The following is a 13,785-nucleotide window of genomic DNA, read 5'->3' on the forward strand; positions in this document are numbered from 1 at the left end:
GCATCAAGCGCGAGAACGACCTGGTGACATACCGCGAGATCCTCGCTGTCCGCAATGCAGACAGGTGCTTTACAGCCACAAGCGCGATAGTTTCAACAACAAGATGCAGTGCCCCAGAGCCCCTAGCAGTCGACGATGGTCTTGCCGATCATGATGTTGAGGATCTCGACGTCGGTATCCTTCATGCCAACGCGGCCCACATAGCCCATGCTGGCGATCGTCTCTTCCACCGTATCCTGAATCAGGCCCTCGCCGGCACGGAAGCCGCGGCCCTGCATGGCCATATCGTGGCCCAGAATCGCCGCATCAACGGCAGCGGAAATCTTAGCGGCGCAGCTTGCCTTGGCGCCATCGCACACGATGCCGCCCACGTTACCGAGCGTATTGGAGACCGTCGCGCCGATCTGCTCGCGCGTGCCACCGCACAGCCAGGTAATCGCCGCGCCGGCACCGCACGCAGCGCAAATAGCACCGCAAAACGCCGAGAGCGCACCAATATAGCTCTTGATATGCACAGCAATAAGATCGGACAGCATCACGGCGCGCACCAGGCGCTCGTGGTCGCAGCGCAGGTAGTCGGCATATTCCATAACGGGCAACGCACAGGTAATACCCTGGTTGCCCGAGCCGCACACAATGGCGACCGGTAGCGCACAGCCGTTCATACGGGCGTCAGACCCGGCGGCCGCACGCGCACGCGCACGGCAGGCGACGTCGTCGGCGCGAGCGCCCAGCAGCGTACGGCCCACCTCGGCGCCCCAAGCGTTCGCCAAGCCCTCGGCGCTAATAGCGCCGTTCAGCTCAATCTGACGCTCAACGGCAGCGCGGGCGCCCTCGATGTCGCCGTCCTCGATAAAGTCAATGATAGACTCAATCGACATGGGCGTATCGGCGTTATCGGCGGCACGCTCGGCCACGACGCGCTCGGCGCAGGCGGCACACTCCCCCGCCGACTTGCCACACACCGGAATGCCATCGAGTGTATGGCACGTAACATTGGTGTGATGGTCGGTGATCTCGACGACCGCAGTATGACCTCCGGCCGTGGCAGTCACCTTAATGTAGAGGTTGGGCACACCCTCGACAAGCGACACATCGCAGTAGTCGGCATCGGAGAGCAGCTCGGTCACGCGAGCACGGTCTGCATCGCCAACACTCTCGAGCACCTCGAGCGCGCTCTTGGCGTCACCGCCCACAGCACCCAGCACGGCCGCGGCCTCAATACCGTGCATACCGCCCGAGTTGGGCACGGTCACGCTCTTTACGTTCTTGATGATGTTGCCCGAGCAGGCAACAACCATATGTTCGGGTTCGCAACCGAGCGTCTGGCTCGCCAGCGCCGCCGCATAGGCAACGGCAATGGGCTCGGTGCAGCCGAGCGCACAGACAAGCTCGCGGTTCAAAACATCACAAAACGCGGTATCACGGATGGAATCGGTAGGCATAGGTATCTCCTACATGTATAACGGGTTGCTCTCGCAAGTATCAACTTCTCCATTTGATAACAAGGCACCAAAAACCGCAAGTCGAGTTCCGGCAGACGGCCGCCAGAAGCAAATTGGCGGCATTTTTCGTGATGGGCTGATGTTCGCGTCCGCTAAAGCGTTTGACCAAAAAACGCCCGAGTGTTTAGGCAAAAGACGCGCTATCATGCAGTCGAACGCGGTAAAACCTTTAGCAATTCCGCCGCACGGACCAGAGAGGAACCACTCATGAAGATCGGTATCGGCAACGACCACGCCGCCGTCGAGCTCAAGAACATCATTTCCGAGCACCTGAAGGAGCGCGGCTGCGAGGTCGTGAACTTTGGCACCGACACCTCCGAGAGCTTTGATTACCCCATCGCCGGCTACAAGGTGGGCAAAGCCGTAGCCAACGGCGACGTCGATCTGGGCATCCTGATCTGCGGCACCGGTGTCGGGATTAGCTTGGCCGCCAACAAGGTCGAGGGCGTTCGTGCCGTCGTGTGCTCCGAGCCCTTCAGCGCCAAGCTCTCGCGCATGCACAACAACACCAACGTGCTCGCCTTTGGCGCCCGCGTCGTGGGCTCCGAGCTCGCCAAGATGATCGTCGACGAGTGGCTCGATGCCGAGTTCGAGGGCGGCCGTCACGAGCGTCGCGTCAATCTCCTCAACGAGATCGACCAGACCCGCGGCCTCAAGGTCGTCGACGAAGCTTAAAGACCTACAACGCCATACGCCAACGAAAACCCCCGTCCGGAACGCAATCCGGGCGGGGGCTCTTTATTAGATTTTTGGTGCATGCCTAGAAATCTACCTTTCGCAGTCCATGTGCGACAAAAGGTAGATTTCTAGCCATGTCCCAAAAATCTACTGGGATAAAAAGGGCGCCGCGGATGGAATTCCGCGGCGCCTAAGCCACACGCTAACAGCTTTAAGGAGTCAAAGCTGGTTTAGCCAAAGAAGCGCTTGATCTCGATCTCGGCGTTCTCCAGGCAGTCGGAGCCGTGAATCACGTTGGCGTTGACATCGACAGCGAAGTCGCCGCGGATGGTGCCGGGGGCAGCATCAAGCGGGTTGGTAGCGCCCATAAGAGTGCGCATCTTGGAGACAGCAGAAAGACCGGAAACGACCATCTTGACGACCGGACCGCTCGTCATAAAGTCGCAGAGACCGCCAAAAAAAGGCTTGTCGGCCAGATGAGCGTAGTGCTCCTCAACGGTAGCGCGCTCGAGCGTGGTCATCTCCATGCACTCGATGACAAGGCCGCTGCGCTCAATGCGAGTAACGATCTCGCCGATCTTGCGATCGCGCACGGCGTCGGGCTTAATCATGATGAAGGTCTTCTCGATAGCCATAAGGTAGCCTTTCAAGTAGGTTCGCGCGTGCCCAAGTCCCATTCCGGCACTCGCCTGGACTGCATCGTAACAGAGTTTTAGCTGCAGTTAAACAAAAAACTGTTTATTGAAGCGCTGCAATTAATTGAAGCGTTCTATATGTGTCACTTCTGTTTCGAAGCCCGACTAGAGTACCATCCGATTGCCCATCAACCGCACCGAACCGAGCGGACGGTCGGTTGCCGCCTGTGAACGTACCCCCCCCCCTTCACAACCTGCCCAAAGGTCCTACAGAAGTTCTCGACAAGCCCCTTCCTTCTCTATAACAAAACGGGTGCCCACCGTAGCGGGCACCCGTAAAGGCAAGATATGATGAACACACCAGACAGACGCATCCAATAAGCTAATTAGCTCCGTGGCCCATCTCGACGACCTTGGTCAGCAATCCAACCACGTCCTCATCGGCCACGAGCTGCGCCTCGGCACGCTGCAGCTGCACGGCAACGGCGGCAGGAGCGGTGCCGCCCTCGGTCGTGCGCGCGGCAACGATCGACGGGATATCGAGCGCCTCGGTAATATCGCGCTCAAAGAGCGGGCTTGCCTCCTGGAACACCTCGAACGGCAGGTCCTCAAGATTGCAGCCGCGCTTCTCGCACATCAGGACCAGATGGCCCACCACGGCGTGCGCCTCGCGGAACGGCAGACCACGCTTAGCCAGGTAATCGGCAACATCGGTGGCGGCAAGGTGTCCCACGCCGCACTCGCACGCCATGGCATCCTCGTTGACGGTCCAAGTCGAAATCATACCGGCCATAACCGACAGGCACTGCATGAGCGTATGGGCGGTATCGAGCGCGCCCTCCTTGTCCTCCTGCAAGTCCTTGTTATAAGCAAGCGGCAGGCCCTTCATGGTCACGAGCAGCTGCACCAGGTTGCCATACACACGGCCGCTCTTGCCGCGGATAAGCTCGGCAAAGTCGGGATTCTTCTTCTGCGGCATGATGGACGAGCCGGTGGAGTAAGAGTCGGAAAGCGTGATAAAGCCAAATTCGGAGCTCGACCACAGCACGATCTCCTCGGAAAGACGCGACAGATGCATGGCCATAACGGAGCCAGCGTAATGCAGATCGAGCAGGAAATCGCGATCGGAAACAGCGTCGAGCGAGTTAGGGATCACACCCGCAAAGCCAAGTTCGGCAGCCGTCATCTGGCGATCGAGCGGATAGCTCGTGCCGGCAAGCGCGGCAGCACCCAGCGGGCAGTCGTCGGCGGCATCAAAGGCGGCCTTCAGGCGCGTAAAGTCGCGCGCGAACATCCAGGAATACGCCAGCAAATGATGCGACAGCAGCACGGGCTGAGCATGCTGCATGTGCGTGTAGCCAGGTAGAATCACTTTGTCGTACTTCTTAGCGGCATCCACCAGCACATGGCGAAGCGAAAGATTGGCTTCCATGAGCTCCTTGGCGAGCGCCTTGACGCCCAGGCGCGTATCGGTCGCAACCTGGTCGTTGCGCGAACGTCCGGTATGCAAGCGCTTGCCCGCCTCGCCGATGCGGCGCGTCAGCTCGCTCTCGATGGACATATGGATGTCCTCGTCGTTGATATCGAAGGTAAAGTTGCCGGCATCGATATCCTGTTCGATTCCGGTCAGGCCCTCGGAGATCGCCTGCTCGTCCTCGGCGCTGATAATGCCCTGGGCCGCCAGCATCTTGGCATGTGCCTTAGAGCCAGCGATATCCTGCTTATAGAGATGTTTGTCGACCGGCAGCGACGCGCCAAACTCCTGCGTGACCTCGGCCACGCCTGCCTCAAAACGACCGCCCCAAAGAGCCATGGAACCGTCCCCTTTCTCCAAATACCAAAACAAGCGCCCAAAGCAATGCGCCATATCGCTAAAGCGATTTTTCAACCGCTAGTTTTACACATTCCCCACCGTGTGCGGAGCCATGTAGCTAATTTGCAAAGAAGTGACGCGCCTGTCACTTGGCGCCCTTCGACTCCCGCCAACCGCATTGAACATAATGGATACTCCTCGAATAAATAAAGGTGTAAAGCCCTCAAATTGATAGAAAGAGCCCCGCCGGACAACCCCGGCGGGGCTCGGACTCAGCCGCAGATGCGGCATCATATATGCGGGCGGAACGTAGGGGCCACCGATGTTAAGAAGTGTCAGCAAGCATAACGAAAGGTAGGGACCCCGTGCGCCCGTTTTGTATCACGCGGATGGGCCGCGCGGATACCAAGGGAAGGAAAAGCCTTAGGCCTGGGCGGCAGCGGAGCTGGGACCCTGGACCTTAGCCCACGTCTTGAGCGACAGCGTGTCGATCTCGATAAAGCCGGCGCTGGCCTTCTCGTCAAACGTAGTGTCGCGGTCGTAGGTGGCCAGACCGTAGTCGTAGAGGCTAAAGGGGCTCTTGCGGCCGACAACGTGGCAGTTGCCCTTAAAGAACTTCAGACGGACGGTGCCGGTCACGAACTTCTGGGTATCGGCCATAAAGGCATCGAGCGCGTTTTTGAGCGGGCTATACCACTGGCCGTTGTACACGGCGGTGGCCCAATCCTGCTCGAGCTTGATCTTGGTCTTGAGCAGGTCGCCCTCGACGCAGATGTCCTCGAGCGCCTTGTGGGCGGTGATGAGCGTCAGGGCTCCGGGAACCTCATAGCACTCACGGCTCTTGAGGCCCACCAGACGGTCCTCGACCAGATCGAGGCGGCCAAAGCCATTGTCGCCGGAGATCTTGTTGAGGGCGATGACGATCTCGGAGAGCTTCATCTTCTTGCCGTCGACGGCGACGGGCTTGCCGGCCTCAAACTCAATCTCGGTGTAGGTCGGGGTGTCGGGCGTGTCCTCGGGATTCTTGGTCATAACCCAAGCGTCGTCGAGCGGCTCGTTCCAGGGATCCTCCAGATGGCCGCACTCAATGGCGCGACCCCACAGGTTGTCGTCGATGGAATAGGGGTTGTCGTTGGCACCCTCGGGAACCGGCACGTTGTGGGCGTGGGCATAGGCGACCTCGTCGGGGCGGCACTTCAGATCCCACTCACGAACCGGAGCGATAACCTTGAGCACGGGATCGAGGGCCTTGACGGCAGCCTCAAAACGAACCTGGTCGTTACCCTTGCCGGTGCAGCCATGGGCAACGTAGGTCGCACCAAACTCGTGAGCGACCTCGACGAGCTTCTTGGCGAGCAGCGGACGAGACAGGGCGGAGAGCAGCGGGTACTTGTTCTCATACATGGAGTTGGCGGCGATGGCCTTAGTCAGGAACTCATCGGAGAATTCGTCGCGCAGGTCGAGCACCTGGCAATCGAGAACGCCCAGGTCGAGCGCCTTCTGCTTCTTGGCGTCCAGGCCGGTCTCCTCCTGGCCCACGTTGCCGCAGACGCAAACGACATCGAGATTCTTCTCGTCTTGGAGCCACTTGACACATACGGATGTATCAAGGCCACCAGAATATGCGAGAACGACTTTTTCCTTGCTCATGGCTGTTTCCTTTCGCCCTTGGTAGCTAGTTAGAACATCGGTCAGTTGCAAGTCATTTCAAGGTCAAATACCGTGCAATATCAGGTTAAAAAGCAAAAATCAGCACATACATGCCCTAGAAACATGCAGCAATGTCGTGCTAAAACCCAACGACCTCAAAATGACTCTGTTGAGGCAATTCGCCCCATGCGGACAGAGACGATTGTTATCGTCGTCGGGAAATTGCGCGCTGGCGTCGGATGGCATTGTCTGCAGTGGTGATGATCTTTACGAACTGCATCTGCCTCTCCTTTCACATATCGCCGGGCGCAATTCAAATATCGCAAACGGTACCTTTTCCTCGGTAAGCGGTTGTTTTTCCGTCTCCGTTTTCGATGGTCGCTATATTACGCTAAAGTGCCCGCAGTACAAGCGACAAATTCAAATTTCTGAAAAGTTTTTCATTACTTTGTGAATCGTGATGCAAACAGGCTTCGTTCCTGCGAAAATACGCTCGATTACCAACCGGAGGGTTATTCCGCCCGAAACAATTTAGAAACGGAAAGGCGCTTTTATGCAAACTTACGAATCGGACGCCGCTATCGGCAACATCAAGATCCTTGCCGTCGATATGGACAAGACATTGCTGACCGACGAGCGCGTACTGCCCCAGGGCCTCGATGAGCGCCTGGAAAAGCTCGCCGAGGCTGGCATCGTGTTCTGCCCCGCCAGCGGACGTCCCGCCCCCAAGCTCGAGGAGATGTTCGAGGGCATCAAAAACCGCCTTGCTTTCTGCCCCGATAACGGAGCCTGCGTGATTTACCGCGGCAACTATATCTATAAGAGCACTATCGATGTGGCGCTGTATCAGCAGGTCTTGAGCCGCGCCTCGGAGGATCCGCGCGCTGTCCCCGTCCTGTGCTGCTTCGACGAGTTTTACGTGCTTGCTCGCGACCATCAATACCACGACGAGCTCAGCGTTTACTACAACACGATCAACTACGTCGATACCTTTGAGGGCCTCGACGTCGACTCCAACAAGATCTCGATCTTCTTCCCCGCCTACGATGCCGAGCCCGCATTTCGCGAGGACTATAACCCCGCGTTCTCGGACCAGCTCTACGTCACCAATGCCGGCCGCGAGTGGATCGACTTTATGAACCTGGGCGTCGACAAGGGTTCGGGCGTCGCGCACCTGTGCGAGCAACTCGGCATCGATATCGCCGATGCCGCCGCCGTGGGCGATACCTACAACGACATCCCCATGTTGGAGCGCGTCGGGCATAGCTTTATCGTGGACAACGCCGAGGAGCATATGAACGCGCACGCCAAGTGGCGCATTCCGAGCAACAACGACGGGGGCGTACTGACGCTCATCGATGCCATCTTGGCGGCTCGTTAACGTTGCTCGTCGGACCTGGCCGGGCGAGGCGGGTAAGTTTTTCGTTCGGTCAGGTCCTGGGCTCGCTCGGAAAGCACATTAAGTGCTTTCCGGCTCGTGTGGAATCTACGAAAAACTTACCCGCCTCGCCCGGCCAGGTCCTGCGGTGACTTGCTTGCCGCTTGGATGACGTCTTGGCGCCTAGATACTTTGGCTGATTTTTATTGAACGAAGGACGCTCCTTGTTGATGAGGGGCGTCCTGCTGATTTTGTATTACTTTGGAATTGTGGTCATGCCCTTACTTGGCGTCTGCCCAGGTCACTCCAGTCGAAGCTTCGGCGATTAGGGGGACGCGGAGGTCTACTACGTGCTCCATGACGTCGCGGACCATGGCGGTGAGGCGCTCGACTTCGTCGACGGGGCACTCAAAGTCCAGTTCGTCGTGTACCTGCAGAATCATGTGGGCAGCAAAGCCCTCTTCTTCCAGACGGCGGCTCACGCGGGCCATTGCGATCTTGATGATGTCGGCGGCGGTGCCCTGCATGGGGTGGTTCATGGCCGTGCGCTCACCAAAGCCGCGGAGCTGCGGGTTTTTGGCCTTGAGCTCAGGAATATGGCGACGGCGGCCGTACATGGTCTCGGCGTAGCCCGTCTGCTTGGCACGTGCCACCACGTTGTCGAGGAACGTGCGCACGCCCGGGTAGGCCTCGTAGTAGCGATCGATCATATCGCGCGCCTCGGCCATTGAGATATGCAGCGACTGCGACAGACCGTAGGCCTGCTGGCCGTACACGATGCCAAAGTTCACGGCCTTGGCGCGGCTGCGCAAATCGGGCGTTACCTCGGACACCGGTACGCCAAACACGCGCGCGGCTGTCTCGGCATGGAAGTCCTCGCCCTCGTTAAAGGCACGCACCAGGTGCTCGTCACCCGAGAGATGCGCCAACAGACGCAGCTCGATCTGCGAGTAGTCCACCGCTAAAAAGACGCTTCCCTCGCCTGCCGAAAACGCCGTCTTGACGGTACGGCCCAGCTCCGAGCGCGTCGGGATGTTCTGCAAGTTCGGGTCACTCGAGGAAAGACGACCCGTCGCCGTGATGGTTTGGTTGTACGTAGTGTGCACGCGACCGTCACCGCGACGCAGCGGGCCCAGTGTGTCCAGATAGGTGGACTTGATCTTGGACTTCTCACGCCAGTCCAAGATCAGACGCACGATTTCGTGGTCACGGGCAAGGTCGCTCAGTACCTTGGCGTTGGTCGAATAATAGCCGCGCTTGGTCTTTTTGAGGCCCTTGGTCGGAAGGCCCATCACGTCAAACAGCACGTGCGAGAGCTGCATGGGACTGCCGATGTTAAAGGCCTCGTCACCGGCCAGGTCGCGAATGCTCCGCTCGACCTCGGCAATCTGGGTCGCCAAGCCCTCGGACAGACTATGCAGGCGATCGGGGTCCACGAGCATGCCCGCGCGCTCCATCTTGGCAAGCACCGGCACGAGCGGCATCTCGATGCCATCGAACACGTTGGCGGCGTTCTCGCGGGCCATGCGGTCGCGCAGCGGCGCCACGAGCGCCAGCGTCAGGGCCGCAGTGCGGGCAGCAGGCGCAGGAGCGTCCTCGCCAGCACCCTCCGCGCCGCGCGCCGCAGGCAGCGTCATCTGCAGATAGGTATCGGCCAGATACGCCTCATCAAACTCGGAGCGGTCGGAATCCAACAGATAGGCGGCGACCACAGTATCGAAGATGCGCGTGGAATCGACGGCCAGCGGATCCATGAGCTCGGGCTCAGAGGAATCGATGGGCGAAAGCTCGTGCAGCAGCGCCTTCATGTCCGGGCTCGCCACGCGGCCCTCCATAAACAGGCGCGCGAGCACGCCGGCGATCACGCCGTGGGCAACGTTGAAGCCATCGACCACGGCAGACGCACCGCCGTCGCCCTCCTCGAGCGCAAGCAACCCCTTGGACGTCGCCAGCCACAGCGTGCGCGTCAGGCCAAAAAGTGCGCCTTCCTCCTTGTCATCGTCCACCACAGCGGCAATCCACTCGCCCGCATCAATCGCGCGAGCGACCTCGGCGGCGGCAGCAGCAAGCGCCTCGGCATCGCCGGCGGCGGCACGCAAAACAGCAGGCATCTCGAACGTGCCGGCAGCGGCCGCAGCCCCACCCTCGCCGCCGATCAGCGCCAAGAAACGGTTCTGCATGGCGGTGATACCAAGCGTACCCAGCGCCGCGGAAACCTCATCGGCAGAAAACGCCGGGAAGGACGTCGCGCCAAAGTCGAGCTCGACAGGCGCATCGGTGCGAATAGTCGCAACCTTGCGGCTCAGCAGTGCATCGTCGATGTGCGCGCGCAGGTTCTCGCCCATCTTGCCCTTGACCTCGTCAGCATGCGCGATGACTTCGTCCAGGCTGCCGTACTGCGCGATGAGTGCGCTCGCCTTTTTGGGGCCGATGCCCGGTACGCCGGGAATGTTGTCCGACGTATCGCCCTTCAGACCGTAAAAATCGGGCACGAGCGCCGGCGTAATGCCGTGATACAGGTCGTCCACGCTCTCGGGCGTCATAATCGCCACGTCGGACAGGCCTTTGCGGGTCGAGACCACGTTGACGTGCTCGGTCACGAGCTGATACATGTCGCGGTCGCCGGTCACCAGCAGCATGTCGCAGCCGGCTTCCTCGCCCAGGCGCGCCATGGTGCCCAGGATATCGTCACCTTCCCAGCCCTCGGACTGCAAAATCGGCACGTTGAGCGCAGCGAGCAGCTCCTTAATCATGGGGAACTGCGCGTGCAGGTCGGGGTCCATGGGCGGGCGCTGCGCCTTATACTGCGGCAGCATCTCCATGCGCACGCGCGGCTTGCCCTTATCAAACGCCACGACCACACCGTCGGGGTTAAAGGCGTCGATCATCTTGAGAAACATGTTTAAAAAGCCAAAGATCGCGTTGGTGGGGCGACCGTCCGGCGCGTTCATGGTGGGCGGCACGGCGTGGAAGGCGCGGTGCATGAGCGAGTTACCGTCGATAACGGCAAAGGTGCGGTGCTTGTCAGACATATTGAATACCTCGCTTTGGGCTGGGCACGATTTGCTCCCACCAGTTTACACGCTCCCCGCCTCGCGGCCACCGCACATCAAGCTCCCCCCGCCACCGCGCGCCCGCGCGTGATACGATGGCTCGCGGTACATTAACCAGCACGATCGATCCGAAAGGAGCCTGCGTCATGGAGCGTCCCTGCGCATGGAAAAAGTACACGCCACAGCAAATCGAGGAGCTCGAGGAGCTTTGCCGCGGCTATAAGAAGTTTTTGAGTGAGAACAAGACCGAGCGCCTGTGTGTCAAGGCCGGCATCAAGATGGCCGAGGAGGCGGGCTACGTCAACCTGGAGACCGTGATCGCCGAGGGCCGCGAGCTCAAGGCAGGCGACAAGGTGTACGCCGCCAACCACGGCAAGGACCTTATGCTCGTCAACCTTGGCACCGCCCCGCTCGAGCAGGGCTTTAACATCCTGGGCGCCCACGTGGACTCGCCGCGCCTGGACCTTAAGCAGAATCCCGCCTTCGAGGCCGGCGACATGGCCTACCTCGACACGCACTACTACGGCGGCGTCAAGAGCTACCACTGGGTGGCCTCCCCGCTCGCGCTTGTGGGCGTCATCTGCAAAAAGGACGGCACCACCGTCGACATCAACATCGGCGACAAGGCAGACGACCCGGTCTTTACCATCTCCGACCTGCTGATCCACCTCTCGAGCGAACAGATGTCCAAGCCGGCCAAGGACGCCGTCGACGCCGAGATCCTCGACGTGATCGTGGGCGGCCGCCCCGTCAAGTTTGACGAGGACGACAAGGACGCCCCCAAGGAGCCCGTCAAGCAGATGTTCCTGGATATCCTCAAGGAACAGTACGACGTCGAGGAGGAGGACTTCCTCTCCGCCGAGATCGAGGTCGTGCCCGCCGGCCCCGCCCGCGACATGGGCCTCGACCGCTCCATGATTTTGGGCTATGGCCACGACGACCGCGTCTGCGCCTACCCCTCCATGCTCGCCCAGATCAACGTGGCAGACGTCGAGCGCACGAGCATCACGCTCATCGTCGACAAGGAGGAGATCGGCTCCGTGGGCGCCACCGGCATGACGAGCCGCTTCTTCGAGAACACCGTCGCCGAGATCATGACGCTCGGGGGCGAGAGCAGCCCGCTGGCCCTGCGCCGCGCACTCGCCCGCAGCCGCATGCTCTCCTCTGACGTGTCTGCCGGCTTTGACCCGGGCTACGCCGGCAAGTTCGAGACCAAGAACGCCGCCTTTATGGGTCGCGGCCTGTGCTTTAACAAGTACACGGGCAGCCGCGGCAAGGGCGGCTCCAACGATGCCGACGCCGAGTATGTGGCCCTCGTCCGCGACATCATGGACGAGGCCGGCGTGGACTTCCAGACCTGCGAGCTCGGCCGCGTCAACGCGGGCGGCGGCGGCACCATCGCCTACATCATGGCCGAGTATGGCATGAACGTCATCGACTCCGGCGTTGCCGTCCTGTCCATGCACGCCCTGTGGGAGGTCGCCAACAAGGCCGATATCTACGAGGCCTATCGCGGCTACAAGGCCTTCATCGAGCGCGCCTAACCAGCCCTTCATCAGTTGCGGTGAAATACGGACTAAACTGGCCCATAAACGGCCCAAACAGACTGTATTCCACCGCAACTTCCTTTTTGGCAGAGGAGAGTCCATGCTACAGGTCATCATTTCGCCCGCCAAGCAAATGCGCGCGGCCCAAGATGCTTTTGAAGTCCAGGGCATTCCACCCTTTGCGCACGAGACGGCTCGCCTCCACTGCGCACTGCTAGATATCGAGCGGAATGAAGGCAGCGGCGGCCTGCAAGCGCTATGGAACGTGAGTGACAAACTGCTGGGGCCTTGCCTCAACACCCTGCATGAGTTCGGGCCCATCCTGAAAAACGGCGATCTCGACAATCCCGAACTCGCCCGTCACCTCTCCCCTGCCGTCATGTCCTATCACGGCATTCAATACCAGAGTATGGCGCCCGAGGTGATGGATTCCGCGCAGCTCGCATGGCTACAAGACCATCTATGGATCCTCTCCGGCCTCTACGGGTGCGTTCGTCCCTTTCATGCCGTCGAACCGTATCGGCTGGAGATGGGCGCGAAGCTCGCCGTTGACGATGCCCGAGACCTCTACGCGTTTTGGAGCGACAAGCTCGCGCGGGCTATCGCCCCGGCGGACTCAAACACCACGATCGTCAACCTCGCCAGCGTAGAGTATGCCAAAGCCGTTCTGCCCCACCTCGCGGGCGACGCCACGGCCGTCACATGCCTCTTTGGCGAGGGTATCCGCAACGGGAAGCCCATCCAACGGTCGACCGCCAGCAAAAAGGCGCGCGGCTCCATGGTTCGGTGGATGGCAGAAAACAAGCTCGAGGATATAAGCGGGCTCACCGCGTTCGACGTTGGTTATCGTCACTTTCCCGAGCTTTCAAATAAAAACACTTTGGTCTTCCTGAACGAACAGGCCTTGTAGGACCACCGCTACTTTGAATGTGCTACCTAGGCACGGCGTCTATTCCGCCAAGCCGTCGGCTTTGGCAATTTCATTTGTCGAGCCGTCCTGATAGGTAATCTTGACGTGCTCCACCTCGGACACTTTGACGCCCGACGGGGGCTCCAGGCGCCATTCCGTCAGCGCGATATCCATCGTCGTGGGAACGTCTCCTTGATTTTTGAGCTTCACCGTCAGCGTTTTGAGCGCCGCATCAAACGTCACGCGTTCGATTTCTTCACCTGGAATGGACCCACCACTCAGCTGCAACTGCACAAACTCATCGCGCGGGTACCAATAATCGCCCGGAACGGCGAGCGTATTGGCATTACCGCCAGTACTCCTCACCGTCATAATCGGTAGGCTATCATCAGCCTCGCACTCCCATGCAGCGCCGCCGCGACCACCAAACGTCCAGATACAAAAGGCAATCACCAGCACGGCAAGCACCGCAAAACCAATCGCGACAAGGCCATGGTGCGCACGGCTTTCCTCGGCCGATACATCCCATTGCGTCTCTCGATATAGATGCTTGTCTTCCATGTTCGCCTCCCCGCAAGCACGCTCGTTGGCCCAATCGTACCCATTCAGGCTATAC

The 13,785-nt window shown here is 59.9% G+C and carries 10 protein-coding genes; 4 read left to right on the forward strand and 6 right to left on the reverse strand.

All coding sequences use genetic code 11. The features are described from left to right. Positions 1-122: 122 nt before the first annotated feature. Positions 123-1,445: a serine dehydratase subunit alpha family protein gene (locus tag DWZ22_RS08935; protein WP_118405945.1), complete on the reverse strand. Its 1,323-nt coding sequence runs from the start codon at positions 1,443-1,445 to the stop codon at positions 123-125. A 267-nt stretch (positions 1,446-1,712) separates the two neighbouring features. Between DWZ22_RS08935 and rpiB the strand changes: the two genes are divergently transcribed. Further along, the gene (gene rpiB, locus DWZ22_RS08940) at positions 1,713-2,180 is read left to right on the forward strand and encodes a ribose 5-phosphate isomerase B (protein ID WP_055251633.1); all 468 of its coding nucleotides are present in this window, start codon (positions 1,713-1,715) and stop codon (positions 2,178-2,180) included. Between the two features lie 233 nt (positions 2,181-2,413). On the opposite strand, the gene ndk is transcribed toward rpiB, so the two are convergent. From ndk to DWZ22_RS08955, 3 genes are all read right to left on the reverse strand, one after another. Next, a complete protein-coding gene (gene ndk / locus DWZ22_RS08945) occupies positions 2,414-2,818 on the reverse strand; it encodes a nucleoside-diphosphate kinase (RefSeq protein WP_117776707.1) in 405 nt (134 codons plus the stop codon). A gap of 382 nt (positions 2,819-3,200) precedes the next feature. Further along, positions 3,201-4,631 carry an argininosuccinate lyase gene (argH, locus tag DWZ22_RS08950; RefSeq protein ID WP_118405946.1) on the reverse strand — a complete coding sequence of 477 codons (1,431 nt, stop codon included), beginning with the start codon at positions 4,629-4,631 and terminating at the stop codon, positions 3,201-3,203. Positions 4,632-5,054: 423 nt separating this feature from the next. After that, positions 5,055-6,281, reverse strand: a complete 1,227-nt coding sequence (locus DWZ22_RS08955) for an argininosuccinate synthase (RefSeq protein WP_118405947.1) — start codon at positions 6,279-6,281, stop codon at positions 5,055-5,057. 553 nt (positions 6,282-6,834) lie between these two features. Between DWZ22_RS08955 and DWZ22_RS08960 the strand changes: the two genes are divergently transcribed. Next, on the forward strand, positions 6,835-7,662 hold the full coding sequence (locus DWZ22_RS08960; RefSeq protein ID WP_118405948.1) for a Cof-type HAD-IIB family hydrolase: 828 nt from the start codon (positions 6,835-6,837) through the stop codon (positions 7,660-7,662). A gap of 278 nt (positions 7,663-7,940) precedes the next feature. On the opposite strand, the gene polA is transcribed toward DWZ22_RS08960, so the two are convergent. Continuing rightward, positions 7,941-10,691 carry a DNA polymerase I gene (polA, locus tag DWZ22_RS08965; protein WP_118405949.1) on the reverse strand — a complete coding sequence of 917 codons (2,751 nt, stop codon included), beginning with the start codon at positions 10,689-10,691 and terminating at the stop codon, positions 7,941-7,943. 167 nt (positions 10,692-10,858) lie between these two features. On the opposite strand from polA, the gene DWZ22_RS08970 reads away from it, so the two are divergent. Both DWZ22_RS08970 and DWZ22_RS08975 read left to right on the forward strand, forming a co-directional pair. Continuing rightward, entirely contained in the window at positions 10,859-12,256 is a 1,398-nt protein-coding gene (locus DWZ22_RS08970) for an aminopeptidase (RefSeq protein WP_118405950.1), read from the forward strand. 103 nt (positions 12,257-12,359) lie between these two features. Next, positions 12,360-13,169: a YaaA family protein gene (locus tag DWZ22_RS08975; protein ID WP_118405951.1), complete on the forward strand. Its 810-nt coding sequence runs from the start codon at positions 12,360-12,362 to the stop codon at positions 13,167-13,169. A 39-nt stretch (positions 13,170-13,208) separates the two neighbouring features. On the opposite strand, the gene DWZ22_RS08980 is transcribed toward DWZ22_RS08975, so the two are convergent. Next, positions 13,209-13,730: a hypothetical protein gene (locus tag DWZ22_RS08980; protein ID WP_118405952.1), complete on the reverse strand. Its 522-nt coding sequence runs from the start codon at positions 13,728-13,730 to the stop codon at positions 13,209-13,211. Between the last annotated feature and the right edge of the window lie 55 nt (positions 13,731-13,785).

It is taken from the genome of Collinsella sp. AF31-11, assembly GCF_003475605.1.
Classification (GTDB): Bacteria; Actinomycetota; Coriobacteriia; order Coriobacteriales; family Coriobacteriaceae; genus Collinsella.

Coding starts and splice junctions, on each gene's coding strand:
- DWZ22_RS08960 (WP_118405948.1), top strand. CDS start 6,835: ATGCAAACTTACGAATCGGACGCCGCTATCGGCAACATCAAGATCCTT.
- DWZ22_RS08970 (WP_118405950.1), top strand. CDS start 10,859: ATGGAGCGTCCCTGCGCATGGAAAAAGTACACGCCACAGCAAATCGAG.
- DWZ22_RS08980 (WP_118405952.1), bottom strand. CDS start 13,730: ATGGAAGACAAGCATCTATATCGAGAGACGCAATGGGATGTATCGGCC.
- DWZ22_RS08955 (WP_118405947.1), bottom strand. CDS start 6,281: ATGAGCAAGGAAAAAGTCGTTCTCGCATATTCTGGTGGCCTTGATACA.
- DWZ22_RS08975 (WP_118405951.1), top strand. CDS start 12,360: ATGCTACAGGTCATCATTTCGCCCGCCAAGCAAATGCGCGCGGCCCAA.
- polA (WP_118405949.1), bottom strand. CDS start 10,691: ATGTCTGACAAGCACCGCACCTTTGCCGTTATCGACGGTAACTCGCTC.
- ndk (WP_117776707.1), bottom strand. CDS start 2,818: ATGGCTATCGAGAAGACCTTCATCATGATTAAGCCCGACGCCGTGCGC.
- DWZ22_RS08935 (WP_118405945.1), bottom strand. CDS start 1,445: ATGCCTACCGATTCCATCCGTGATACCGCGTTTTGTGATGTTTTGAAC.
- argH (WP_118405946.1), bottom strand. CDS start 4,631: ATGGCTCTTTGGGGCGGTCGTTTTGAGGCAGGCGTGGCCGAGGTCACG.
- rpiB (WP_055251633.1), top strand. CDS start 1,713: ATGAAGATCGGTATCGGCAACGACCACGCCGCCGTCGAGCTCAAGAAC.